Origin of the sequence: Limnohabitans sp. DCL3, assembly GCF_048019295.1 — a bacterium.
Lineage (GTDB): Bacteria > Pseudomonadota > Gammaproteobacteria > Burkholderiales > Burkholderiaceae_C > Limnohabitans_A.
In genome coordinates this window covers 321,475-344,789 of the sequence record NZ_CP171842.1, presented here as the reverse complement: position 1 = coordinate 344,789, position 23,315 = coordinate 321,475, and the positions used below count along the sequence as shown (strand labels likewise).

The 23,315-nt window shown below is 56.5% G+C and carries 22 protein-coding genes and 1 other RNA gene; 8 read left to right on the top strand and 15 right to left on the bottom strand.

Annotated features, from left to right (window positions below; all coding sequences use genetic code 11):
- Positions 1-5: 5 nt before the first annotated feature.
- The 6 genes from mraZ to dapF form a co-directional block, all read right to left on the bottom strand.
- Positions 6-434: a division/cell wall cluster transcriptional repressor MraZ gene (mraZ, locus tag ACHEXK_RS01570; RefSeq protein ID WP_416548811.1), complete on the bottom strand. Its 429-nt coding sequence runs from the start codon at positions 432-434 to the stop codon at positions 6-8.
- A 347-nt stretch (positions 435-781) separates the two neighbouring features.
- Positions 782-1,552: an RNA polymerase-binding protein DksA gene (gene dksA / locus ACHEXK_RS01565; RefSeq protein WP_416548809.1), complete on the bottom strand. Its 771-nt coding sequence runs from the start codon at positions 1,550-1,552 to the stop codon at positions 782-784.
- A 570-nt stretch (positions 1,553-2,122) separates the two neighbouring features.
- On the bottom strand, positions 2,123-3,211 hold the full coding sequence (locus ACHEXK_RS01560; RefSeq protein ID WP_416547501.1) for a CobW family GTP-binding protein: 1,089 nt from the start codon (positions 3,209-3,211) through the stop codon (positions 2,123-2,125).
- Positions 3,212-3,330: 119 nt separating this feature from the next.
- Positions 3,331-4,305: a tyrosine recombinase XerC gene (locus ACHEXK_RS01555; protein ID WP_416547500.1), complete on the bottom strand. Its 975-nt coding sequence runs from the start codon at positions 4,303-4,305 to the stop codon at positions 3,331-3,333.
- Positions 4,306-4,308: 3 nt separating this feature from the next.
- Entirely contained in the window at positions 4,309-4,998 is a 690-nt protein-coding gene (locus ACHEXK_RS01550) for a DUF484 family protein (protein WP_416547499.1), read from the bottom strand.
- Positions 4,999-5,022: 24 nt separating this feature from the next.
- Positions 5,023-5,904 (bottom strand): diaminopimelate epimerase, encoded by an 882-nt coding sequence (gene dapF / locus ACHEXK_RS01545; protein ID WP_416547498.1) that lies wholly within the window; start codon positions 5,902-5,904, stop codon positions 5,023-5,025.
- A 49-nt stretch (positions 5,905-5,953) separates the two neighbouring features.
- On the opposite strand from dapF, the gene ACHEXK_RS01540 reads away from it, so the two are divergent.
- The 3 genes from ACHEXK_RS01540 (at position 5,954) to ACHEXK_RS01530 (ending at position 9,013) form a co-directional block, all read left to right on the top strand.
- Positions 5,954-7,600, top strand: a complete 1,647-nt coding sequence (locus ACHEXK_RS01540; protein WP_416547497.1) for an MBL fold metallo-hydrolase — start codon at positions 5,954-5,956, stop codon at positions 7,598-7,600.
- 28 nt (positions 7,601-7,628) lie between these two features.
- Positions 7,629-8,324 carry a S4 domain-containing protein gene (locus ACHEXK_RS01535; RefSeq protein WP_416547496.1) on the top strand — a complete coding sequence of 232 codons (696 nt, stop codon included), beginning with the start codon at positions 7,629-7,631 and terminating at the stop codon, positions 8,322-8,324.
- 167 nt (positions 8,325-8,491) lie between these two features.
- On the top strand, positions 8,492-9,013 hold the full coding sequence (locus ACHEXK_RS01530) for an Rrf2 family transcriptional regulator (RefSeq protein WP_416547495.1): 522 nt from the start codon (positions 8,492-8,494) through the stop codon (positions 9,011-9,013).
- 63 nt (positions 9,014-9,076) lie between these two features.
- Here ACHEXK_RS01530 and rnpB read toward each other — a convergent pair.
- Positions 9,077-9,429, bottom strand: an RNA gene (rnpB, locus tag ACHEXK_RS01525) — RNase P RNA component class A.
- Positions 9,430-9,535: 106 nt separating this feature from the next.
- On the opposite strand from rnpB, the gene ACHEXK_RS01520 reads away from it, so the two are divergent.
- A complete protein-coding gene (locus ACHEXK_RS01520) occupies positions 9,536-11,353 on the top strand; it encodes an NAD(P)/FAD-dependent oxidoreductase (RefSeq protein ID WP_416547494.1) in 1,818 nt (605 codons plus the stop codon).
- Between the two features lie 52 nt (positions 11,354-11,405).
- Here ACHEXK_RS01520 and ACHEXK_RS01515 read toward each other — a convergent pair whose 3' ends face one another.
- Both ACHEXK_RS01515 and ACHEXK_RS01510 read right to left on the bottom strand, forming a co-directional pair.
- On the bottom strand, positions 11,406-12,050 hold the full coding sequence (locus tag ACHEXK_RS01515; RefSeq protein WP_416547493.1) for a LuxR C-terminal-related transcriptional regulator: 645 nt from the start codon (positions 12,048-12,050) through the stop codon (positions 11,406-11,408).
- 214 nt (positions 12,051-12,264) lie between these two features.
- Positions 12,265-12,900, bottom strand: coding sequence for a response regulator (locus tag ACHEXK_RS01510; protein WP_416547492.1), 636 nt, complete (start codon positions 12,898-12,900; stop codon positions 12,265-12,267).
- Positions 12,901-13,117: 217 nt separating this feature from the next.
- Here ACHEXK_RS01510 and ACHEXK_RS01505 point away from each other — a divergent pair, with 217 nt between their 5' ends.
- Positions 13,118-13,372, top strand: coding sequence for a VF530 family DNA-binding protein (locus ACHEXK_RS01505; RefSeq protein WP_416547491.1), 255 nt, complete (start codon positions 13,118-13,120; stop codon positions 13,370-13,372).
- 23 nt (positions 13,373-13,395) lie between these two features.
- Here the strand turns inward: ACHEXK_RS01505 and ACHEXK_RS01500 are convergent, their stop codons facing one another.
- Positions 13,396-13,851 carry an SET domain-containing protein gene (locus ACHEXK_RS01500; RefSeq protein WP_416547490.1) on the bottom strand — a complete coding sequence of 152 codons (456 nt, stop codon included), beginning with the start codon at positions 13,849-13,851 and terminating at the stop codon, positions 13,396-13,398.
- 179 nt (positions 13,852-14,030) lie between these two features.
- Between ACHEXK_RS01500 and ACHEXK_RS01495 the strand changes: the two genes are divergently transcribed.
- The gene (locus tag ACHEXK_RS01495; RefSeq protein WP_416547489.1) at positions 14,031-15,515 is read left to right on the top strand and encodes an amidase; all 1,485 of its coding nucleotides are present in this window, start codon (positions 14,031-14,033) and stop codon (positions 15,513-15,515) included.
- Positions 15,516-15,706: 191 nt separating this feature from the next.
- Positions 15,707-16,246, top strand: coding sequence for a porin family protein (locus ACHEXK_RS01490; RefSeq protein ID WP_416547488.1), 540 nt, complete (start codon positions 15,707-15,709; stop codon positions 16,244-16,246).
- Between the two features lie 417 nt (positions 16,247-16,663).
- On the opposite strand, the gene ACHEXK_RS01485 is transcribed toward ACHEXK_RS01490, so the two are convergent.
- Positions 16,664-17,805, bottom strand: a protein-coding gene (locus ACHEXK_RS01485) for an IS3 family transposase (protein ID WP_416545314.1) whose coding sequence is annotated in 2 segments (ribosomal slippage) — positions 16,664-17,559 and positions 17,559-17,805 — 1,143 coding nt in all. Because the reading frame shifts where the segments join, the coding sequence is not laid out codon by codon here.
- Between the two features lie 73 nt (positions 17,806-17,878).
- Here ACHEXK_RS01485 and ACHEXK_RS01480 point away from each other — a divergent pair.
- Complete coding sequence (locus tag ACHEXK_RS01480) at positions 17,879-18,220, top strand: recombinase family protein (RefSeq protein WP_416547487.1); 342 nt, start codon at positions 17,879-17,881, stop codon at positions 18,218-18,220.
- A 550-nt stretch (positions 18,221-18,770) separates the two neighbouring features.
- Here ACHEXK_RS01480 and ACHEXK_RS01475 read toward each other — a convergent pair.
- The 4 genes from ACHEXK_RS01475 to glmS form a co-directional block, all read right to left on the bottom strand.
- Complete coding sequence (locus ACHEXK_RS01475) at positions 18,771-19,529, bottom strand: class I SAM-dependent methyltransferase (RefSeq protein ID WP_416547486.1); 759 nt, start codon at positions 19,527-19,529, stop codon at positions 18,771-18,773.
- Positions 19,530-20,024: 495 nt separating this feature from the next.
- Positions 20,025-20,966, bottom strand: coding sequence for a tail fiber domain-containing protein (locus tag ACHEXK_RS01470; RefSeq protein ID WP_416547485.1), 942 nt, complete (start codon positions 20,964-20,966; stop codon positions 20,025-20,027).
- A 160-nt stretch (positions 20,967-21,126) separates the two neighbouring features.
- Positions 21,127-21,372, bottom strand: a complete 246-nt coding sequence (locus ACHEXK_RS01465; RefSeq protein WP_416547484.1) for a recombinase family protein — start codon at positions 21,370-21,372, stop codon at positions 21,127-21,129.
- A gap of 44 nt (positions 21,373-21,416) precedes the next feature.
- A complete protein-coding gene (glmS, locus tag ACHEXK_RS01460) occupies positions 21,417-23,279 on the bottom strand; it encodes a glutamine--fructose-6-phosphate transaminase (isomerizing) (RefSeq protein WP_416547483.1) in 1,863 nt (620 codons plus the stop codon).
- Between the last annotated feature and the right edge of the window lie 36 nt (positions 23,280-23,315).

Here is a 23,315-nt window from a genome sequence, read left to right as displayed (position 1 = left end):
GGCCTTCAAAAGGAGAAATCTTTGAACACATCAGGCATCTCGCCCTGCATGGCCTGCGCCTCTTGCGCGTCATAACGGGCCTTGTCCCACAACTCGAAATGGTTGCCCATGCCCAGCAGCATGGTGTCTTTGGAAATACCGGCAGCTTCACGCAACTCGGGGGAGATCAGCACGCGCCCACTGCCGTCCATGTCCACATCCATGGCATTGCCTAAAAAAATGCGCTTCCACCATTGGGCGGACATGGGCAGCTGGGCAATGCGTTCGCGGAACTTCTCCCACTCGGGGCGCGGAAACACCATGAGGCAGCCGTGCGGGTGTTTGGTGATGGTCAACTGGCCTTGCGCTGTGGCACTCAGGACGTCGCGGTGCCGCGTCGGCACAGACAACCGCCCTTTGGCATCCAGACTCAGCGATGAAGCCCCTTGAAACACAGCCACGACCTTTTTCAGTTGAAATGCACCAGCAGAGACACTTTTCCCCACTTAATTGCACTTTTTTCCACTGTATCAGGAAATCCATGCAACTCAATGGGCGAGATGGTTTTTTTTCAATGAAATCAAGGGCTTAGCGCGCAATTTGAAGCCAAGCAAAGGGGAATTTTCTTTGTAAATTAGGCACTTACAGAAGGCAATGAAAGTAACCTGTGAAGGATTAAAAAAATGAAAAATAACAGGACCAGAAAATCTGGCAAAGTTGTTTCCGAGAATTGGAACCACCTCTGGCCGTAAAAAAACCCCTCGAAAGGGGTTTTTGGTTGGGCGTTGCGCGACAGAGGAGATCAATCCCCGAACATTTTTTGCTTGAGCTCACGCCGCTGCTGGGCTTCAAGAGACAAGGTAGCGGTAGGACGCGCCAACAAACGGCCCACGCCAATGGGTTCACCGGTCTCATCGCAATAACCGTAGTCACCACCGTCAATCAAGGCAATGGATTGCTCAATTTTTTTCAGCAGTTTGCGCTCACGGTCACGGGTGCGCAGTTCAAGCGCGTGCTCTTCTTCGATCGTGGCACGGTCTGCCGGATCCGGCACGACCACGGTGTCTTCGCGCAAATGCTCGGTGGTGGCACCCGCACTGTTCAAGATCTCCTGCTTCAAAACCGAGAGCTTGCGTCGGAAGTAGGCCAGCTGTACGTTGTTCATGTACTCATCGTCTGACATGGCCAAGATTTCGGCATCGGTCAATGCCTCGACAGGTTTGCTTTTCCAGTTATTGGCCAGTTTGGGGTCTTTCTTGATCGGTGCAAAAGGCACCGAAACAACGGCCACTGGCGTGGTGGGCATGAAGCTGGATTTGGCCGCCGTCGAAGCCACTGCTGGGGGCAAAGAAGGCACCGTGATTTGGGCCAAACGTGCAGAGGGCCGTGTGGCACGGACCAATTGGTCAGGCGCTGCGGCTGTTGCTGTTGTGTCAACCACTGGGGCAAGCGCAGGAGCAGGCGTCGCCACTTTTTGAACTGTCATAGATTTCGCTTCAGGTACGGAGGTCGGCTTAAGGACAGACGACACGGGGGCCACCTTGGCCTTACCGGCGGGGGTTGGCTTGGTCACTGCTGCGCCCGCTTTGGGAGCGGGTGCAGCAGCTTTTGTTGGGGCAGCGGGCAACTTGGGGGTCGCCACAGCTGTTTTGGTTTTGGAACTGGTTTTGGCAGGAGGTGGAGCCGCTTTGGTCTGACCCACCGTTTTAACGGCAGGCTTGGCTTTGACCGCAACGCTCTTTTGGGCCGGCGGTGCTTTCACGGCCACAGCTTTTGGAGCAGGCGCGGACGGGGCTGGTGCAGACTTCTTGACTGGGGCCGCTTTGGCCGAGGTGGTTTTCACAGGGGCCGCCAATTTTTTCTTCGGGGTCGTCACGTCTTGTCTCCTAGCCGTGTGAAAAGGCAGGCCTCAGACCTATTGCTACGGCGTAGCAAGCGATTGAAAAACCTGTTTTGCTGGTCAAACCCCTGCTGCAAACCGACGGGGTTCGAGGCTTCCCCAAAAGGGGGAAGCTTCAGGCGGGCGATTGTAGCGATAAGAACGGTTGAAAAATGCCCTACTCAAGATTAAAGGGGGTTCTCTGTGCGTTGGCGCACCTGAATATCAATCCACAACTGGGACAGTCCCCCGCCTCATTCCCCATCAGACCAAGCACTGTGCCAAGCCTTGGAGCAAGATGTCTTTGGGCAAATCAATCCCAATGAATACCATCTTGCTCGTTTTGACTTCGCCATCGGCCCACAAAGGGCCCAAATCGCTGCCCATGAGTTGGTGCACGCCCTGAAAAATCACCTTGCGCTCGGTGCCGCGCATATGAAGCACGCCCTTGTAACGCAGCATGCGCGGACCATAAATGTTGACGATGGCCCCCAGAAAATCTTCCAGCTTGGCCGGATCAAAAGCTTTGTCAGAACGGAACACAAAGCTTTTCACGTCATCATCGTGGTGATGGTGGTGGCCTTGACCTTGGGCATGGTCATGCTGGTGAGAAGGATGGTCACAGTGCTCACCGTGTTCGTGGTCGTGCCCATGCTGGTGCGATGGGTGGTCGCCATGTGCGTGGCCATGGTCGTCCTCTTTCAAAAAATCCGGATCAATGTCCAGCTTGGCGTTCAAGTTGAAGCCTTTGAGGTCAAACACCTCGGACAGGGCGACTTCACCGAAATGCACCACTTTTTGCGGTGCACGCGGGTTCATGTGCTTGAGGCGGTGCTGCAGCGCATCCAGCTCCTCGGGCGTGACCAGATCGGCCTTGCTGATGAAAATTTGATCGGCAAAGCCCACCTGACGGCGCGCTTCTTGGCGGTCATTGAGCTGTTGGGCCGCATGTTTGGCGTCCACCAAGGTCAAAATCGAGTCGAGCAAATAAGTCTCGGCGATCTCGTCGTCCATGAAAAAGGTCTGCGCCACCGGGCCGGGGTCGGCCAAGCCCGTGGTCTCGATCACGATGCGGTCAAAGCTGAGCAAGCCCTTGCGGCGCTTGGCCGCCAACAGCTGCAATGTGACACGCAGATCCTCGCGGATGGTGCAGCAGATGCAGCCATTGCTCATCTGGATGATCTGCTCGTCGGTGTCCGAGACCAAAATATCGTTGTCAATGTTCTCTTCGCCAAACTCGTTCTCGATCACAGCGATTTTTTGGCCGTGGGCCTCTGTCAACACACGCTTGAGCAGCGTGGTTTTGCCCGAGCCCAAAAAGCCGGTCAGGATGGTGGTAGGGATCAGGGACATGGCGCGGTTCCACTTCTAGACTAGGAAACAAGAGTTGGGGAGTGTAGCGACGAATTCAAGCACAGCCCCTGCGCACCGGGCATGGCCTCACACCGCAACCAACACGCCAACAGGGCATTTCATTGGCGCTTGGCCCGGGGGTGTGCTGCGTCGTAGGTTTTGGCCAAATGCTGAAAATCCAGTCGCGTGTAGACCTGAGTGGTGCTGATGTTGGCATGGCCCAACAACTCTTGCACCGCCCGCAAATCGCCACTTGACTGCAGCACATGGCTGGCAAAGGAGTGGCGCAGCATGTGCGGGTGCACCGGCGTGGCCAGCCCCGCCAGCAAGCTGCGGCGCTTGAGGCGTTGGGCCACGCCGCGGGGCGTCAGGCGCGTGCCATGCCGACCAGGAAACAGCGCCAGCGCCAGAGGGGACGCCCCCGGGATGGGCTGGGCCAGCATGCCAGTCAATTGCGGACGAACAACCAGCCAGCGTGTCAGTGCCTCCATGGCGGCACGGCCTAAAGGCACGGTGCGGCGCTTGCTGCCTTTGCCCTGCACTTGCACCTCGGCGTTTTGCAGGTCGATCCAGCCTCGCCCTGCCCGACTGGCATCGGTGCTTGGCGCCACGTCCAGCCCGGTCAGCTCGGCAATGCGCAGACCGCAGCCATAGAGCAGCTCCACCATGGCCGCATCGCGGGCTTCCAGCCAAGGGTCGTCATTGTCCTCTTCGTGCTCGGCCAACTGCACCGCTTCGTCCACACCCAGCGCCTTGGGCAGGGGCTTGGCCACGCGCGGCGCCCGCACATCGGCAACGGGGTTGTGCGGGATCAAGCCCTCGCGCCCCAGCCAGGTGTAAAACCCACGCCAGCCCGACAAGATGAGTGCAATGCCGCGGCCACTGCGCCCGGCGCTGTGCATTTGTGCCGCCCAACGGCGCACATGGCCGCTTTGCACCTGCAGCAAGGCCACGTGGGATGCTGCCGCCATCTCGGCCAAGCGCATCAAGTCCAGTTGGTACAGGGTGCAGGTGCGCTCGGCCAAGCGTTTTTCAAAACGCACATGGTCCAGATAGCGGATGACCAAGGGGTCGGTGGTCGCCGCCACTGACATGGCTCAACCCCGTGGCTGTTGCAACACCGACAAGGCCGCGCCCGCCAGTTCGGCCAAGCGCTCGAGCAGGTCGGTACCCATTTGGCTGTTGAAACGCTGCGCATCGGGAGACGCCAAGACCAGCAAGCCAAAAGCGGCTTGCCCCGGCGCTGCACGCAAAGCGAGCAGCGCAACAGAAGCCGCCAGCGTCGGTTGCTCCAGCCACTGGACAGCCTCGTAACCCGCATTCGGCCCCACATAAGGGCGGTCGAGTGAGGTGGCCAGCACCTGCACCGCCTCGGTCACGCCCTGGGCATAAGCCGCCTGCGCGTGCTCACCCTGCAAAGACCACAAGCGCAAGGCCACCTGCGGCACTTGAAACAACTCACGGATGTTGTCCACCGCTGATGCGGCCAGTTGGTCCTGAGGCGTCACCAGCAACTCGCACGACCAGCGATGCAACTTGTCGGTGAGGATCATGTTTTCGTTGCCGTGCCGGATCATGTCCATGATGCGGTGTTCCAGACCCTTGATTTTGTCGCGCAGCATTTGCGCCTGGCGCTCTTGCAAGCCCACCGTGCGGTGGCTTTGCGGGTGCGTGAGTTGGACCGTGGCCAAAAGCGAAGCATGGCGTTCAAAAAAATCAGGTGTGTTCACCAAATAGTCGGCAATGTCGTCTTCGGTGATCGGGCTCATGGGTTCGGGCATCGTCATGGGAGGTTCCAGAAATTCAAAGGGTCAAAGTGAGTCAGGCACGTCAATGCTGCCCTCAAACACTGAAGTGGCCGGGCCAGTCATCAGCACCGGGCTGTGGGCTTGAGCGGCCCACTCGATGGTGAGCACACCACCGCGGGCTTGCACATCCACGCGGCTGTCCAGCCAGCCTTGCCGAATGCCTGCGACCACCGCTGCACAAGCACCGGTACCGCAAGCCAAGGTTTCTCCGGCACCGCGTTCAAACACACGCAACTTGATTTGGCTGCGCGAGACAATTTGCATGAACCCCGCGTTGACCCGGCTCGGAAAAGCCGGGTGATTTTCAATCAAAGGCCCCTGGCCGAGCACAGGGAAAGTGTCCACATCGTCCACGCGCTGGACGGCGTGTGGATTGCCCATGGACACCACGCCCACACGGGCGATGGCGGGTGCGTTGCCTTGTTCACCCAAGGCCAAATCGAACACCGGCCAGCCGTTGACCTGATCACTGATGAGGCCCATGGGATTGAAAGGCACGCGGTCCCAATCAAAAACGGGCGCCCCCATGTCCACCGTGACTCGGCCGTCGGGGTTCATGCGCAGCTCGATCTCACCTTGCTGCACCTTCACGCGCACGGTGCTTTTGTCGGTGAGGCCCTTGTCACGCACATAGCGCACAAAGCACCGGGCCCCGTTGCCGCAATGCTCCACCTCACCACCATCGGCGTTGTGGATCACATATTCAAAATCCAATCCAGGTGCAGGCGATGGCCGCACGGTCAGGATCTGGTCGGCGCCCACGCCATAGTGGCGGTCGGCCAAAAAGCGGTACTGGGCCGCGCTCAGGCCCAAGCGGCCACGTGTCTCGTCGAGCACGACAAAATCGTTGCCGGCTCCTTGCATCTTGGTAAAACGGATGTGCATGTCTGGGATTATCGCCCGGGGATGGGGGCCAGCCGCCTGATAATGGGACATGGCACGCACATCCCAACTCCTCTACCCTCAACGGGAACCCGCCCCCCTTCGCCCCGCTGCCACCGTGCTGTTGCTGCGCGATGGGCCGCAAGGCATCGAAGTGCTGATGACGCGCCGCGCCATGACGGCCAGTTTTGCACCTGGCGCCTACGTGTTTCCGGGCGGCGGCATTGATGCGGCCGACGCACAGGCCCACCACACAGCCACACGCCGCCCTCAGCAAAGTGACCTGCATTTGACGCAGGCCATCGCCGCCATCCGCGAAAGCTTTGAAGAGCTGGGCATTTTGTTGGCCCGCCACAGCAACGGCCGTTGGGCGGACAACACCGACATTGACCAGCTTGACCGAAAAGCCCCTTTTGCAGCCCAGTGCCAAGCCCTGGGCTTGACACTGGCGGCCGAACAGGTCTTCGTGCTGGCCCATTGGATTACCGACCGCGATCTGCCACGCCGCTTTGACGTGCCTTTTTTGGTAGCCCGCATGCCCGAAGGTCAGACCCCGGTGGCCGACGAGTCCGAACAGTTCGAGCCCGTCTGGGTGCGCCCACAAGATGCGCTGACCCGTCATGAGGCGGGGGATTTTTTCATGGTCTACCCGACGGTCCGAACCCTGCAGCGCCTTCAAGCCTTTACCCTTGTGGATTCGGTGCTTCAGGCCTGCGCCACCAACGACGAGCCCCTGTGGACCAGCTGCCCCCGCGCGGGTTGGCTGGCAGGCAACGAGGCGCGCTATATGGAGCATGAAGCGCCATTTGGCGAACTGGCCTTGGTCACGCCCGATGGGCAAATTCACCACCACCTGGACTGGAAAAGTGACCAGCCCGTGCCCCTGCTCAAAAACGTGCAGCGCCTCACCGCCCCCAACCCTGGCGTGATGACGGGCCCTGGCACCAACAGTTATTTGGTGGGCGACCCCAACACCGGCTACATCGCCATCGATCCAGGCCCAGCCGACGAAGCGCACTTGCAGCGCCTTTGGCGTGCCGCAGGTGGGCAAATCAAAGCCATTGTGTGCACCCACTCGCACCCCGACCATTCCCCCGGCGCAGCACCACTGCAGGCACTGTGTCCGCACAAGCCGCCCATCCTGGGCTTGGCCTCCAAGGCCACGTCTCGGGCCAACAGCCGCTTCACACCCGATCGCGAACTGGCCGATGGGGAACAACTGGTGCTGCAAGGCATGGGGATAGAGGGCGAGGTCACCCACACCCTGCGCGTGGTACACACCCCTGGCCACGCGGCCAACCACCTGTGCTTGGTGCTCGAAGAAGACGGCCTGCTGCTGTCGGGCGACCATGTGCTCAACGGCAGCACCACCGTGATCGACCCACCAGACGGCCACATGGGCGACTATTTGGATTCGCTGGACAAACTGGCCTGTGCCTGCGAGGCCGGAAACATCGAATTCATCTTGCCCGCCCACGGCCATGTGCTGGGTTTTGCCCAACAGGCCATCACGCACCTGAAAGCGCACCGACTCAAGCGCGAGGCCAAAATAGCCGCCGCCATGCAGGCCCAGCCGCAAGGCAGCTTGCAAGAATGGGTAGAAAAGGCCTACGACGACGTGCCGCCTCGTCTTTGGCCGGTGGCGGCCCGATCGTTGCAGGCGCATGTCGACCACATTCGCGAACAAACCCTGTCTTGATTCGCTTTGAGATTTTTTGAAAGCATTGATGATTTCCTCTGATGAAGGCATCCGCCTGGCCAAGCGCGTGGCCGCCGAGCAAAACTGTTCACGCCGAGAAGCCGAGGCCCTGATCGTGGCCGGCGGCGTGCAGGTGGCGGGCCAAGTGGTCACCGACCCGGCCCGACGCGTGCGACCCGAGCAATCCATGCAAGTCAACCGCCTGGTCTCCATGGCCGCGCTGGCCCCCATGACTTTGGTGCTGTTCAAACCCGCGCACCGAGTGGCCAACCTGGCCTGGTTACAAGACACCGTGGGGCTCAAAGCCCCCCAGCCCGGCCTGTGGGGCCCCGAACGCTTGGCCAAAATGCACATGCCGCTGCCATTGGCCAAACCCGCCAGCGGCCTGTGCATCTTCACGGACGATGTGGGCGTTTTGCGCCACTTGGAGGACCGCCGCAGACCCATGGAACAAGAATGGATGGCGACCGTCGGCGGCGAAGTGCCCGAGAGTCTGATCAAGGCTCTGAACGGGCCGGGTCTACGTGCCAGCATCAACCGCCAGACCGACCAAGTCACGGTGCTGCGCATCGCGGGCAAAGACATCGAAGGGCTCGAACTGGGCCGGTGGCTGGACGAACAATGCCCCCTGCAGGACCTGCGCCGCCAGCGGGTAGGCCAACTGGGCCTGGCGCCGCTGGCGTCCGGCCAATGGCGGCAGCTGCAAAGCCATGAACGCTTCTGATTGATTTCCGACAAAAACACACAGGATTTACCCTTGAAAACAAACGGGCAATCCCCATATATGTCAAGAGTCTGAGAAAATTACCAATCAGTCACACTTGCAAGTCCTGCAGTCCCTGACCGGAGCAACGCCCCTGAGGGCTTGTCCAACGAATTAAGGAGCACACCATGCGTTTGAGCACCAAAAGCCGATTTGCCGTCACCGCCATGATCGACGTGGCATTGCGCGAAGACCGCGGTCCTGTGTCGCTCGCCGCCATCAGCGTTCGCCACCAGATTTCGCTGTCCTATTTGGAGCAGCTGTTCAGCAAGCTGCGCCAGCAGGGCTTGGTGGAGAGCACACGCGGCCCCGGAGGTGGTTACTCGCTCTCACGCCATGCCGAAAAAATCACCATGGCCGACATCGTGGGCGCTGTCGATGCCCCATCGGACGACGAAGCGGGTGCCGATGGCAGTTGGATGAACAGCGATCTGTGGGCCAGCCTGAACGAAAAAATGCTCACGCACCTGCAATCCATCAGCCTGCGCCAATTGGTGGCCGAGCAACGCACCAAAGGCGTCACGGTAGAGCCTGCACCCCAGCCTACCGTCAAGCGTGGCGTGTTTGCCAAGCCTAAAACCACTTTGAAGATCACCGCCCCCAACTCGGTGTTTGCCTTGGCGAGCAGCCTGATGCCTTCGCGCGGCTGAACAGTGCAAAAGACCCCGAGAAAAACCCGCTTCGGCGGGTTTTTTGTTGTCCGTAGAAGAAAAGTGTGAAGCTCGCCGATAAGCCGGATTCTGTGCACAACGGTTGCCCGCTGCGTGACCGTCATTAATCTGGGCCGAGGGTCGCCCACCCGGCTCGATGCTACCTACCCGCCAACTCACCCCGCGGAACCACAGGGAGAAGCGGTGCAGCGAACTGCACCCCTTCAGGAAGGCCTACTTGGTATTGCTGCGCGTAGAGATTGCCCGTTTCACCCGAACTCAATCGGCTCGTCTCTGTTGCTCTGATCCTCACCTCACGGTGGAGAGGCGTTGCCTCCTACGCTGTCCTGTGCAGTCCGGACGTTCCTCCAGTGCTTCCTTTCGGAAATCGCACCAGCGACGGTCTGGCGAGCTTCACCGTTTGATTATGGCCCACCCCAGGCTTGAAAGCGGTTCGAACCCTTGACTGCCCTGAGATAATCCAATGGACTTGCTTGATAACCACAAGCCACAGAGGTTGCCATGATCCGAATTTCAGAACTCAAACTCCCCTTATCGGCCCTGCCCGTTGAAGTGCGCCGAGCCGCCGACGCACCTTCCGAGACGGACGAGGACCGTCTGCCCACGCCACACCCCATGGCCGCGCTGCGCCAATTGGCTGCTTTGGCTTTGGGGGTAGCCCCCACCGACATCGTCACACTGCAGGTTTTCAAGCGCAGCTTTGATGCACGCAAAGCTGATTTGCTGGCGGTCTACATCGTGGATCTGTCATTGCACAACGCCCAAGCTGAAGCCGCCCTGTTGCTGCAGTTTGACCAACACCCCCACATTCAGCCCACGCCTGACATGGCATGGCACGCGCCCTGCCAAGCCCCGGCCAATTTGGGTGCAACGCCAGGCGAACGGCCGGTGGTGGTGGGCTTTGGGCCTTGCGGCATGTTCGCCGCCCTGGCTTTGGCGCAAATGGGCTTCAAACCCATTGTGCTCGAGCGTGGCAAACCCGTGCGCGAACGCACCAAGGACACTTGGGGACTGTGGCGAAAAAAAGTACTCAACCCAGAAAGCAATGTGCAGTTTGGTGAAGGCGGCGCTGGCACCTTCTCTGACGGCAAGCTCTACAGCCAAATCAAGGACCCGCGCCACTTGGGTCGCAAGGTGATGGAGGAATTTGTGAAGGCCGGGGCACCTGCCGACATCCTGTACGCGGCGCACCCGCACATCGGCACCTTCAAGCTGGTCAAGGTGGTGGAACACATCCGCGAGCAAATCATCGCGCTGGGGGGCGAGATCCGCTTTGAGCAGCGCGTGAGCGATGTGCTGCTCGCGCCCACAGCAAGTGGGCAGCAGCTGACCGGGCTGCAAGTGCAAGACCTGCGCACAGGGCAAAACCAGACCTTGCACACGCGCCACGCGGTCATGGCCTTGGGCCACAGCTCGCGCGATACCTTTGTCATGCTGTACCGCCGGGGTGTGGCCATGCAGGCCAAGGCGTTTTCCATTGGCGTGCGCATCGAGCACCCACAAAGTGTGATTGACCAAGCACGCTGGGGCCGACACGCAGGGCACCCGCTGCTGGGTGCAGCCGATTACAAGCTGGTACACCACGCCCAAAATGGCCGTGCGGTTTACAGCTTTTGCATGTGTCCCGGTGGCACGGTGGTGGCCGCCACCAGTGAGCCGGGGCGCGTGGTCACCAACGGCATGAGCCAGTACTCGCGCAACGAACGCAATGCCAACGCGGGCATGGTGGTGGCCATTGACCCGCCCGACTACCCGCTGGACACCAGCGCCTGGCAAGCCGCTTTTGGCGAGCAAGACGGCTTCGCCTTGGCGCAAGAAGCCCAGGCATTGGCCGCCCAGCAACCTGCCCAATCCCACCCATTGGCAGGCATCGTGCTGCAACGCCAGCTGGAAACCCGCGCCTTTGAAGTGGGCGGCTGCAACTACGAAGCACCAGGTCAACTGGTGGGGGACTTTTTGGCGGAGCAGCCATCCACCACCTGGGGCAGCGTCATACCGTCCTACAAACCAGGCGTCAAACTGGTCGATTTGGCCGATGTGTTGCCCGACTATGCCGTGGCCGCGATGCGCGAAGCGCTGCCGGTATTTGGCCGCAAGATCAAAGGCTACGACATGCATGACGCGGTCATGACCGGGGTGGAAACACGCACGTCTTCACCACTGCGCATTCCACGGGGCCATGACCACCAAAGCACCAACACCCAAGGACTGTACCCGGCAGGCGAAGGGGCCAGCTATGCTGGCGGCATTTTGTCCGCGGGCGTGGATGGCATCAAAGTGGCTGAGTCTTTGGCCCGGCACATCCTGGCATCGAGCTGATCATCCCCAAGCATGCCCGAAGTGAGGGTGCCAAGTGTTTTGCTCCGGATGGCTAGACCGACACCATCTGGTGACGGATGGCGTATCGCGTCAAGTCCGCCACCTTGTGCAAGCCAATCTTGCGCATGATGTTGCGGCGGTGCACTTCGACCGTGCTGGGCGCGATCAAGAGGGTGCGCGCAATCTCCTTGGACGAGTAGCCATCGGCGATCAAGCGCAGCACCTGCTCTTCCCTCGTGCCCAAAAGGTTTTTGGCGAGTCCATCGCTTGAGCGGACTTTTCTGAAACAGTCCAGCATTTCAGACGCGGCCGATTGACACAAATACACGCGTCCCGATGCCGCCGCACGCACAGCCGACATCAATTCGTCAATGCTGCTGGTGGTAGACACGTACGCTTTGACTCCCGCATCCAGAATGTCAATGATGGCGTGGCGATCTGAATCGCTTGAAAATGCGACCACACACCTTGCAGGATGCTCACTCGCCATTTGCTGCATCAACTGCAAACCTTGCACGTCATGGGTCTGCGTGCCAATCAACACCACATCCGGGTCCTCGGTTTGGCACAGTGTGTGGGTCTGTTGTTCGTTGTCAGAAATGCCCACCAAATGCATGTCTTGGTGGGTCCGCAAAATGGCAGCAATGCCTTCAGAAATCACCGTATGTTTAGAGGAAAGTAAAACGCGAATACACATAGGATTGGCTCCGTAGCGGTGCAGCACAGTGCCTGTTGTGACATGGCAAAAGATGCTGGGCTGAAGCCTTGATTGGGCCTCCCTGTTTTGCCATGCTGTTGCCCCAGTCTAGGCACTGGACTTGCCAATCAATGTGCGCTAAGCCTCATATAGAAAAAACAGTCCTCGTCATTGTTCCGGCAGACCTTTTGCTCGCATCTGCCGCTGCGTCATCTCATGCCACGCCTTGCTCGAGCATGCACCGCTGCAAAGACATTCGTCCCGGGCAACTGAGCTTTTGATAAATGTGATGCAAATGCAGTTTGGCCGTCCCCTCGCTGATGGCCAATTGGCTGGCTATTCTTTTGTTGGGCAAGCCCTCCGTCACCATGCGAGCGACGGTCATTTCACGGGGCGTCAATAAGTGAGCAGGCTGAGCCCTTTTGCGCTTGAGCTCCAACAGGAGTGACATCGTTTTGTCCGAAAGATCCCGGTCCAACCACTTGCCGCCCTCGTGTACAAACTTGATGCAGCGGGCCAGAAAATCCTTCGTTTTCTCTTTGGACACCAAGCCCTGCACATCCAACTCCAAGGCCAGCATCACATCTGCGATGGGTGCGTCTGTGAACACCACGGGCTTGGTCGGCCATTTTTGCGTTTTGATCTCAGCGAGCAATGACAAGCCCGATCGGTGCGACAGAGACAAATCCATCACCAGAATGTGGGGACGATGCTGCTGCAAGGCGTGTAAGGCATCTTCGCCATTGCTCACGCAAGACTTGACCCAAAAGTCCGGCGAACCTTCAAACGCCTGCGCCAGACCCTCGAGCATCATCGGGTAGGGATCAGCCAACACAAGGTGGATACACATGGGTCACGTCTTCTTTCATAGAGCGCACAGACCGCAAGCACTGTTTCAGTTGCCAGCGCAGGTCCATGCTGCCCTAAGAATAAGGTGCCATGACCTGAACGGCGATCCTCGGTATCGGTGTTAACGACTACTCATTAACCGTTAACGTGCAACCCGCATTCAAGCCAGTGGACTGGGCCTCAACGGTGTGCACCACAGCGCTGCGTAAAATCTAACGATGTCTCTTTCCCCCACCGACAACACCCAAGCCCGCAACCCTCTGCATGGCCTGACCCTGGAGGTCATCGTCACCCAACTGGCCGATGTCTATGGCTGGGAGGGTCTGGGTCAACGCATCCCCATCCGTTGCTTCACACACGACCCGAGCGTGAGCTCCAGCCTGAAGTTTTTACGCAAAACACCTTGGGCGCGCGACAAGGTGGAAAGCCTTTACCTGTTCATGCTGCGCGAGAAAAAAAGACAAGGCGTTTGAATGACAGGAACTGAGCAGCCCGCTCAATCGGTCAACATCGTGCCTCGGCACTTGGGCGCACCACAGCGGCACACATAGCGTGCTTTCAAGGCCTCGGTCATCGGTTCATCGCTGAACAGACCATAGTCAAACGTCAGCTCTTCGCCTTTAAAAACAGGCCTGCGCGTGCGAATAAAGATGCGCCCTTGACGCTCATCGGGCTCACAATTGGGTCGGCACGAATGGTTGATCCATTTCGAATCGTTACCGCCATAGAGCGCATCGATCACCCGGCCATCGTCCAAATGAAAATAAAAAGTGTGATCAGGATGGCTCGGATCATGCGGGTGACGGCGAATCGCCTCGGCCATGCTGATGACCTCGCCCACGTATTCGATGATGCACTCGCCTGCGGCGATGTGGCGGGTCGCGAACACACCTTTGCCGTGCACGTCAGAAGTCTGCACCCAGATCGCGTCGCTGAGGGTGGGGGAACGCAAAACCTGCCTCATAACCCGAATGACTTTCAAAATGCAAAACCGTCACTATAGGGCTTTGGGCTCACCCCTTGCCTCAAGCGCCCCGCTAAGTCGGGAGCACAAACGACAAGGCTGCGACAGCCGTGCACATCACGGTCTGTTTTAATTTATCCACCATCAGCAAACAAAGGCAGATCGCGATGTCACTCGTCATGGGTTGGAATGAATGGGCCATTCACGATGCCGTGGGCCTGGCTGAACGGGTCAAGCGCGGCGAGCTGACACCCACCGAACTGGCCTGTCAAACAGCCGCCGCCATCGCTCAGGTCAACCCGACAATCAACGCCGTGGTCGAGGTGTTTGAGGACTTGGTCAGCGACCCCACTCGCGACGGCATGAACCCCAATGGACCTTTTGCAGGGGTGCCTTACCTCATGAAAGACCTGGGGCCGACGCTCAAGGGCCGATTGCAAGAAATGGGCTCACTGTTGATGCAAGGCAACCGGGCCATCGCCGACAGCTACTTGGCGTCTCGCATCAAGAAAGCAGGTCTGAACGTGATCGGACGCACCACCACGCCGGAATTTGGTGTCTGCAGTTCCGCCGAAAACCCGGCCCTGTATGTGACACGCAACCCCTGGAATCTGGCCTACACCACCTGTGGCTCGTCGGCAGGCACAGCAGCAGCGGTGGCCGCAGGTATCCTGCCCCTTTCGCACGCCACCGATGGCGGCGGCTCAATCCGCATCCCGGCAGGCTTCAATGGCAACATTGGCCTCAAGGCCTCGCGCGGCGTCTTTTCAATCGCGCCAGCCGCATCAGACCTCACGGGGCTGGTGTCCACGCAAGGCTGCCAGAGCCGCACAGTGCGCGACACCGCCGCCTTTGTAGACCATTGCCGTGGCGGTGCACCGGGCGAATTCATGCCTTACTGGTCGACCGCTGAGCCCTACAGCACCCTCATCCAGCGCGATCCAACTCGGCTGCGGATTGCCTTGTCGCACGAGTGGGGGCACTACCGCGCCGTGCCACATTTTGTGGCCGAGCTCGAACGCGTGGGCCGTTTTTTAGAGGGCCTGGGCCACCACGTGGATTGGGCCTTGCCCGATGTGGACCTGGAAGCCGCCTTTGCGGCGCAGACCACTTGCTACATCAGCAACTTTGCGCAGACCATCGGCAACCTGCTCAAGCCCTTAGGGCTCGAGCGTCCCCCGGCCGATTTGGTGGAGCCCATCAACATCAAGATCTGGGAAGAGGGCCTCAAAACCAGCTACGCCGAACGCGCCCGGATGCAGGCCGTCTTCAACACCACATCGCGTGGCTTCGGCGAATTCTTTGAGCACTGGGACATCATCCTCACGCCCATCACGGCACTGCCCACGCCCAAGTTGGGTACGACCCAATACCTCACGATCAGTGACAACCCCTCTGTCTACGATTGGTTTGAAAACCTCTGGCAGAACTTTGCCTATACCCCGCTGTCCAACTTGTGTGGCATCCCCGGTATCTCTCTGCCCATGGCCCAACAGGAGAATGGTCTGCCCCTGGGCATTCAAGCACAAGCCCGCCAAGCCCATGATGGGCTGCTGCTGCAACTGGCGGCGCAGATCGAGCGGGCGCTTGGGGGCCAGTGGAACGATGGACGCAGGCCTGCGGTGCATGTGAATGGCCTCACACCCCAATGATGCGTTTGTCGGGGCATTTTCCTACGCTTGAAAGGCACCATGCCTTGGCGTTTGGATCCACACAGCAGCCAACACAGGCACACCCAGTTTGATCAACTGAGAAAATGTTAGTTATTGTTTTATTTACAACTGCCGTCAACAAAAACGTATAATTTATTTGGTTAAATATGTAACTGTAAATGGTGTTAGAAATGAAAAAAATTGCAATCGCCTTCGCATTTGTCTCGGCTGCCATGGGTGCTCAAGCGCAGATGTACGGCGAGATCGGCTACACCACCGCGACAGCCAAACAAAACATTGATGGTCTCAGCACCCAAGCCTCACCCACTGCATTGCGCGGCATCGTGGGTTACGAGCAAAATCCAAACCTTGCACTGGAAGGTCTGGTCGCGTTCGGCTTGCACGACGCCACCATCAAGGTCAATGGTGTCAGCGGACCCAACGTCAAGTTCAAAATTAACAACGTTGTGGGGATTTACCTCAAACCCAAAGCCCAGTTGAATGAGCAAGTTGAGTTGTTTGGTCGCGTCGGTTTCGTGAGTGCCAAGGGGACGACTTCAGCACCCGGCCTTGGTTCTGAATCAAACAGCGAGAACAGCTTCTCTTACGGTGCCGGCCTGAGCTATGCCATCAACCCAAGCACATCGCTCAAGGTCGATTACATGCAATACCTCAACGAAGATGGCTTCAAAGTGAATGGACTCACATTCGGCCTGGGTTTCAAGTTCTGATCACTTCAATTTTCTGCCAACCCACCGCCAACCTCGGTGGGTTTTTTTTGTCAAAAGGGGCTCTTGCAAGGGTGATCAGGTCACAGTGGGATGACCATCGAACACGGACAGCAGCCACCAATTTAAGGACTGAAAGATCTCTGGCAGCTGTCCACTCCTGTTGACCTGCATGTGTCTTGTGCATCGAAAACAGGCTGGAGGGGCTTCGACTCGAGAGCGATGACAACCCCGGCAAATGCAGCGCCAGCTGGCCCTCACTCCACCGTGACGGAATAGTTTTGGTCGGTGCCAATGTTTGATCCCCATAGTTCAACCTGTTTCGTGCTCATTGCCTCATCACTTTCATTGTCATCATCCCTAACATCCCCAATAGGGTCAGCCGTTGACCTGGCATTCCCCCAAACCTGTAGACACTTTTCATAGCGCAGTTTGACGCTGGCGCTCGAACTCATGGGGGCTGAGTTGATCGAGATGCTTGTGGCGCCTGACTCGATTGTAGAAAACCTCGATGTAATCAAAGATCTCTGACTTTGCCTCAGCCCTGGTTTGGTAAATCCGCTTTTTGACCCGCTCGCTCTTCAAGCTGCTGAAGAACGATTCGGCCACCGCGTTATCCCAACAGTTTCCCCGGCGGCTCATGCTGGGGCTCAAACGGTTGTCTTTGCACCAGCGATTGAATTCGTCACTCCCAAATTGGCTGCCTTGGTCCGAATGGATGATCACCGAATCCTTGGGCTTTCTGCGCCAAACCGCCATCGTCAGTGCGTCCAGCACCAAGCTCGTGCGCATGTGTGACCCCATGCTCCAACCAACGACCGCACGCGAGTGCAAATCCAGCACGGCAGCCAAATACAACCAACCCTCATGCGTGCGGATATAGGTAATATCCGTTACCCAAGCTTGGTCTGGCTCATCATGCTGGAATTGACGCTCCAGTTGATTGGGTGCCACTTGCGCAGGCTTGCCCACCTTGTACCTGGGTCTCCTGTACCCCCGCACCGATTTGATCTTTGCTGAACGCATCAACCTGGCAACCCGGTTCTCGCTACACGCCACACCCGCTTCCTTGAGGTCACAGAAGATGCGGGGGCTGCCGTAGATTCCCATGCTTTGGTCGTAGAACTCACGAATCTGCGTGGTCAACTTTTCGTTGGCCTTGGCCCTTGGGGAGAGCGGCTCACGCAGCCAAGCGTAATAGCCACTGCGGTGTACCTTGAGAACACGGCACATGCTGGTCAGGCGAAACTCACTTTGGTGCGCCTGCATGAATGCGTACTTCACCCGGACTGCTTGGCAAAGTACGCTGCGGCCTTTTTTAGGATATCGCGCTCCTCTGTGGTCCGCCTGAGTTCCGCCTTGAGCTTGACCATCTCGGCTTGCAGCGTCTTAAGGTCACTTGACTGAGGTTGTTCTGACTTTTTGAACTTGTTGACCCAGCCGTAAAGAACACCCTCGGGAATTCCAAGCCGCTTGGCAACATCGACGACTGGGTGCCCTTTATCGATAACTTGCTTGACCGCCTCGGACTTGAACTCGGCGGCATATTTGGTTCGTTCCATTTGCATGGCTCCTCTTCAGTTTTGACATCATTATTTGTCTACTGATTCGGGGGAATGCCAAACAGGTTGAACTATGGGGATCAAACATTGGCACCGACCAAAACTATTCCGTCACCGTGGAGTGAGACTGATAGGACCTGCTTCGCAGAGTTCCCCCAGAGAACCCGCAATGACTCTCGTCGTTAGCAGCGGTCCTGTCACGCTCGACATTCGACCGCTGAGTGACTACCAACAGGAACTGATCTCATCCGTGTTGTCGCTGAGGTCACAGGGATGGACAGACCGTCAGATCGCTAACCACTTCAATGAAACGGGTTACCTGACGCCAAGAGGTCACAGGTGGATACCTCAAAGCGTTTTCTCGATGCGATCCAAGTATCAGATTAGGTTGGGAAGGCTTGGTGAAGTTCAGTGACCGTTGTGGGGAACGGTCTGGGGAATTCGCTGTATCAATGGGATTCCGGGATCACTGATTTGATGATGATCCGGAAGTTACCCAAGTTACCGGGAACAGGTTAACCCGGATAACTTTGGGGGGAGTAATATGTTGTTGCGCATTATTAGAAAACAAAAATACACTAACCCCCCTGTTCCAGTTGGGAACCGTGAATTAAATTTACGGTGGATTCTGGGAACAAAGGCGGGGGATAGTAGCCGCCTTTTTATAAGAAATACCAAAAATCCAACCTACTATCCCCCGATCTGAGAGGGGGGGACCGTCAATTTGATTGACCGTCATCTTCCACAGTTGTGGAGAATATTTCAGACACCACTCTCAACCACTCAGCACGCTTTTGGTGAAACTTGTCTGTTAAAACAAATTGACGAACTCTTCTGTCCCCCTCCTTGCTGGGGCTTTTCGATAAACATATCATTTTCAAAGTTACTTATCAGCATCTGTCAATATTAATAAATATATTGCAATATATGTATCGGTTTTAATATATTTTTGAAATTCAAAAATTTCACTTTATCAAATGCCTTGACCAGTTCGGAGCCTGATTAAAAAAACAGTGCAAACCATCATTGAAACTACCAAAATTTAGCCCATGTTTCGAGGCAATTATAGACAAGCTCTTCTTGGTAAATAAGCTTATATGACCATTCCTTGGGGATGCATACCACCATGTAATTCGACTATTTTTACTTATATGCCCTTCGAGTGTTAATGTTGAAAAAATAATAAAACAATTTTCAGACATCAGTGCGATAAGATTGTGCATTAGAGAATTAACATCAGGAACATGCTCAAACACCTCAAATGCTGAAATTAGATTGAATTTCCCCAAAGATTCCACTGTTACGTCGGACTTTGGAAAGGGATCGTACGACTTTGATAACCAGCCCTCTGAGCGCAAAGTCGAACTAAGTTTTCCACTTCCTCCGCCATAATCAAGATGGCTAATGAATTCTTTTTTGTCTCCAAATATTTGTGTTAAAAGCCGAGAATTTGCCCTTGGTCTATTTTCTAAATAATCAGGATCGATTTCAATATATTTGTCATTATAAATTTTTTCAAGAAAGTCACTCTCCGACCAGGCTAAAAATTCTGGAGCAAAGGTAAATAAGCAATCTTGACATTGTGTGTAATATATCGGAACCCCAGATAATGGTAAAAATTTCCCTCTAATTTCTTCACAGCTTTTATTGAAATCGACTACATCAATATACTTTGTTTGCCCGTTGCATACGGGGCAATTTTTTGAATTAGGTATTTTTTTCATTTATTAATCTCAATTCTTAAGAGGTTATTGAAGGTCATGCTGGATCAATATGTCTTCACTTCTTAATCACCTAAACCACACTCTTCAGTGACCCTCAGCGTAAACTATCGGCGTGCATTCAAATGATAGGAGATCTAGCGATCACTCCGGCAGTTTAACTATGTCAGCAGGTTAAAGTAAAAAAGTTGCTGCCAGCAAGCCTTCACCAGGCGAACGCTCAGAACAACGGGTCTGCTACTAACGGTTAGCCCCATTGCGGGTTCTGTGGAGCATATCTGCGAAGAGGTTGTACTGGGTCACTCAACTTTCACCATTTCCCACCATGTTTCACCGACCGTCAATCAAATTGACGGTCCCCCCCTCTCAGATCGGGGGATAGTAGGTTGGTTTTTTGGTATTTTTTATAAAAAGCCGGCTACTATCCCCCGCCTTGCGTTCCCGGAATCCACCGTAAATTTAATTCACGGTTCCCAGCTGGAACAGGGGAACCTTGAATCAAGACTTCAGTTTGACATGGCTCCTTGAGACTGAATTCGTTCCATACTTATTCCAGTCTTCCAAGGTTGTCATCCTAATTCCAAGGTCACCGTAGTTGACCAAGTAGTGACCATCTTCTCGCTGAACCACAGCTTTAGACCAGTTCGGATTTGACAAGAGGTCCTGCGCCATCACACCAACAAAATCACCATCACGGGATTTGTACTTGAATGAATAAATTTTGAGTCCATTCTCCAGCACAGCAAGTTCATGGATATCGTGCTTGAGACGTATGTCGGACTCTTGTATCTCTTCGAAGCATGTTAATCCACCTACCGCTGCCCCCGGAAAAGCAGGCTCAGCCAACCATACACCTTGCCTTACATCTTCTGGATTAAAACCAGTTATCGTCTTCAGGGATCCGGAACACGCAGATTCAGACCCAACTCTTTTTATCTGTTTGAGTGAGTTCGCCTCAATATAGGGCACAAAGTTACTAGTATTAAGTATAAAATCACTTCCACCTCGAACATGAGCAACTTGAATCGCTCCAGTTAGTAAAGGGGAGTTCTGCTTGAAGGAATAACCTAGCCCGAGATTTGCTAGGACGACCCGTTTACCGCCGACATAAGAAAGTCGGACTCCTTCAAAGCTGGGCGTTCCTGAAAGATTCCATCTAAGGTTTAAGTCAATGCCTGAAACACGGTCGCTAGTTTTGACATCAGTCGAACGATAGCCAATAACGAGATCCGGACGCTTCGAGATGTTGCCATCGAAGCTCCAAACGCCTCCCATGTAAAGGTTGTTATCTGTTCGCTTACCTTGCCCCCCGAAAGATGGCGATGTGCATTGTCCCGGTATGTAGTCCGCCCCCGAAATAGATTCGTAGCAAATTTGAGCGAACGAAGTAACCGACGAGAATGCCAGCCCAGCAGTAACAAAATATTTTTTAAAGCTCATTTTTTATCTCCGATGATTTTTATGACAACTTTCCCATTATTAACAAATTTTAGCTGAATGCCAGGACAAATTACAGACATGGCACACAACCTCCGCCAACTCCCCGCTATCCCGGAATCCCATTGATACAGCGAATTCCCCAGACCGTTCCCCACAACGGTCACTGAACTTCACCAAGCCTTCCCAACCTAATCTGATACTTGGATCGCATCGAGAAAACGCTTTGAGGTATCCACCTGTGACCTCTTGGCGTCAGGTAACCCGTTTCATTGAAGTGGTTAGCGATCTGACGGTCTGTCCATCCCTGTGACCTCAGCGACAACACGGATGAGATCAGTTCCTGTTGGTAGTCACTCAGCGGTCGAATGTCGAGCGTGACAGGACCGCTGCTAACGACGAGAGTCATTGCGGGTTCTCTGGGGGAACTCTGCGAAGCAGGTCCTATCAGTCTCACTCCACCGTCACACTCTTGGCCAAATTCCTTGGCTTGTCCACATCGGTCCCTCTGGCGCACGCCGTGTGGTAGCTCAGCAGCTGCAGCGGCACCACATGCAGGATGGGGGACAGCACGCCGTAGTGCTCGGGCATGCGAATCACGTTCACACCGTCGCTGCTCTCAATTTTGGTGCCGCCATCGGCCAGTACATACAGCACGCCGCCACGTGCACGCACCTCTTGCATATTGCTCTTGAGTTTTTCGAGCAACTGGTCATTGGGCGCCACCGTCACCACGGGCATGGCGCTGGTGACGAGCGCGAGCGGACCGTGCTTGAGCTCGCCTGCGGCATAAGCTTCGGCGTGGATGTAAGTGATCTCTTTGAGCTTGAGCGCGCCTTCCAGAGCGATGGGGTAGTGGGTTCCCCGGCCGAGGAAGAGTGCATTTTCTTTGCTGGCAAACTCCTGTGACCAGGCGATGACCTGTGGCTCCAGTGCCAACACAGCTTGCAACGCGGCTGGCAGGTGGCGCATGGCCTTGATGTGGGCAGTTTCTTCTTCGTCAGACAAACGCCCTTTTGACTGCGCCAGCGCCAGTGTGAGCAAAAACAAGCCTGCCAGCTGGGTGGTGAAGGCCTTGGTCGACGCCACGCCGATCTCGGCTCCAGCGCGGGTCACGTAAGCGTGTTTGCACTCGCGCACCATGGCGCTGGTGGCCACGTTGCAGATCGTGAGCGTCTGCGTCATGCCCAGGCTCTGCGCGTGGCGCAGGGCGGCCAGGGTGTCGGCGGTCTCCCCGCTTTGGGTGATGGTGACGATCAGGGTGCTGGGGTCGGGCACGGAGTCACGGTAGCGGTACTCGCTGGCGATCTCAACCTGGCAGGGCACTTTGGCAATCGCTTCGATCCAATACTGGGCCACGCAGCCACTGTAGTAACTGGTGCCGCAGGCCAAAATCAAGACCTTGTCGATGGCTTTGAAGGTGCTGTAAGCCCCGTCGCCAAACAGCTCGGGCGTGATGCCCTCGATGCCTTCGAGCGTGTCGGCAATAGCGCGTGGCTGCTCGAAGATTTCTTTTTGCATGTAATGGCGGTAGGGACCGAGTTCAGCCGCGCCACTGTGCGCGTGCACGGTTTTGACAACGCGGCTCACGGCCTTGTGCTCGTGGTCCACCACCCAGTACTTGCCCAGCTGGATGTCCACCACATCGCCTTCTTCCAAGTACACGATCTGGTCGGTCACGCCGGCCAAAGCCATCGCATCGCTGGCCAAGAAGGTTTCACCCTGACCCACGCCCAAAATCAAAGGCGAGCCAGCGCGCGCGCCAATCACGCGTTGCGGCTCGTCTTTGTGGAACACGGCAATGGCATAAGCGCCATGGAGTTGAACGATGGTGTTTTTAACGGCCTCAAAAATGTCGCCCTCGTACACGCTGTCCACCAGGTGCGCGATGACCTCGGTGTCGGTCTGGCTCAAAAACACATAGCCCTTGGCTTGCAGGGCGGCGCGCAGTTCTTCGTGGTTTTCGATGATGCCGTTGTGCACCAACGCCACCTTGCCAGGCTTGGCGTCTACCGCGCCTGTGCCATGGCTGAAGTGAGGGTGCGCGTTGTGCACGGCGGGTGCGCCGTGCGTCGCCCAACGGGTGTGGGCGATGCCGGTACCGCCTTCGATGCGGTCGGTACTCACCTGCTCGATCAACTCGGCCACACGCGAGGTGCTGCGAGCCCGCTGCAGCCCCCCTGTGCCACCGTTCAGACTGGCGGCGTGAACTGCCACGCCGCAGGAGTCATAACCGCGGTATTCCAGCCGCTGCAGGCCCTGCACCAACAGGGGAACAATGTTTCGGAAAGAAACGGCGCCGACGATGCCACACATGAACAATCTCCAACAACAGGGAAGTTGCTGAATGTT

What these genes read in the sequence shown, in the direction of transcription:
- ACHEXK_RS01515 (WP_416547493.1), bottom strand. Translation starts at nt 12,050, where the DNA reads ATGTGTATTCGCGTTTTACTTTCCTCTAAACATACGGTGATTTCTGAA.
- ACHEXK_RS01465 (WP_416547484.1), bottom strand. Translation starts at nt 21,372, where the DNA reads ATGACTCTCGTCGTTAGCAGCGGTCCTGTCACGCTCGACATTCGACCG.
- ACHEXK_RS01505 (WP_416547491.1), top strand. Translation starts at nt 13,118, where the DNA reads ATGTCTCTTTCCCCCACCGACAACACCCAAGCCCGCAACCCTCTGCAT.
- ACHEXK_RS01480 (WP_416547487.1), top strand. Translation starts at nt 17,879, where the DNA reads ATGGGGATCAAACATTGGCACCGACCAAAACTATTCCGTCACCGTGGA.
- ACHEXK_RS01550 (WP_416547499.1), bottom strand. Translation starts at nt 4,998, where the DNA reads ATGACGATGCCCGAACCCATGAGCCCGATCACCGAAGACGACATTGCC.
- ACHEXK_RS01470 (WP_416547485.1), bottom strand. Translation starts at nt 20,966, where the DNA reads ATGAGCTTTAAAAAATATTTTGTTACTGCTGGGCTGGCATTCTCGTCG.
- ACHEXK_RS01520 (WP_416547494.1), top strand. Translation starts at nt 9,536, where the DNA reads ATGATCCGAATTTCAGAACTCAAACTCCCCTTATCGGCCCTGCCCGTT.
- ACHEXK_RS01510 (WP_416547492.1), bottom strand. Translation starts at nt 12,900, where the DNA reads ATGTGTATCCACCTTGTGTTGGCTGATCCCTACCCGATGATGCTCGAG.
- dapF (WP_416547498.1), bottom strand. Translation starts at nt 5,904, where the DNA reads ATGCACATCCGTTTTACCAAGATGCAAGGAGCCGGCAACGATTTTGTC.
- ACHEXK_RS01540 (WP_416547497.1), top strand. Translation starts at nt 5,954, where the DNA reads ATGGCACGCACATCCCAACTCCTCTACCCTCAACGGGAACCCGCCCCC.
- ACHEXK_RS01535 (WP_416547496.1), top strand. Translation starts at nt 7,629, where the DNA reads ATGATTTCCTCTGATGAAGGCATCCGCCTGGCCAAGCGCGTGGCCGCC.
- glmS (WP_416547483.1), bottom strand. Translation starts at nt 23,279, where the DNA reads ATGTGTGGCATCGTCGGCGCCGTTTCTTTCCGAAACATTGTTCCCCTG.
- ACHEXK_RS01530 (WP_416547495.1), top strand. Translation starts at nt 8,492, where the DNA reads ATGCGTTTGAGCACCAAAAGCCGATTTGCCGTCACCGCCATGATCGAC.
- ACHEXK_RS01555 (WP_416547500.1), bottom strand. Translation starts at nt 4,305, where the DNA reads ATGTCAGTGGCGGCGACCACCGACCCCTTGGTCATCCGCTATCTGGAC.
- ACHEXK_RS01475 (WP_416547486.1), bottom strand. Translation starts at nt 19,529, where the DNA reads ATGAAAAAAATACCTAATTCAAAAAATTGCCCCGTATGCAACGGGCAA.
- ACHEXK_RS01495 (WP_416547489.1), top strand. Translation starts at nt 14,031, where the DNA reads ATGTCACTCGTCATGGGTTGGAATGAATGGGCCATTCACGATGCCGTG.
- ACHEXK_RS01560 (WP_416547501.1), bottom strand. Translation starts at nt 3,211, where the DNA reads ATGTCCCTGATCCCTACCACCATCCTGACCGGCTTTTTGGGCTCGGGC.
- ACHEXK_RS01490 (WP_416547488.1), top strand. Translation starts at nt 15,707, where the DNA reads ATGAAAAAAATTGCAATCGCCTTCGCATTTGTCTCGGCTGCCATGGGT.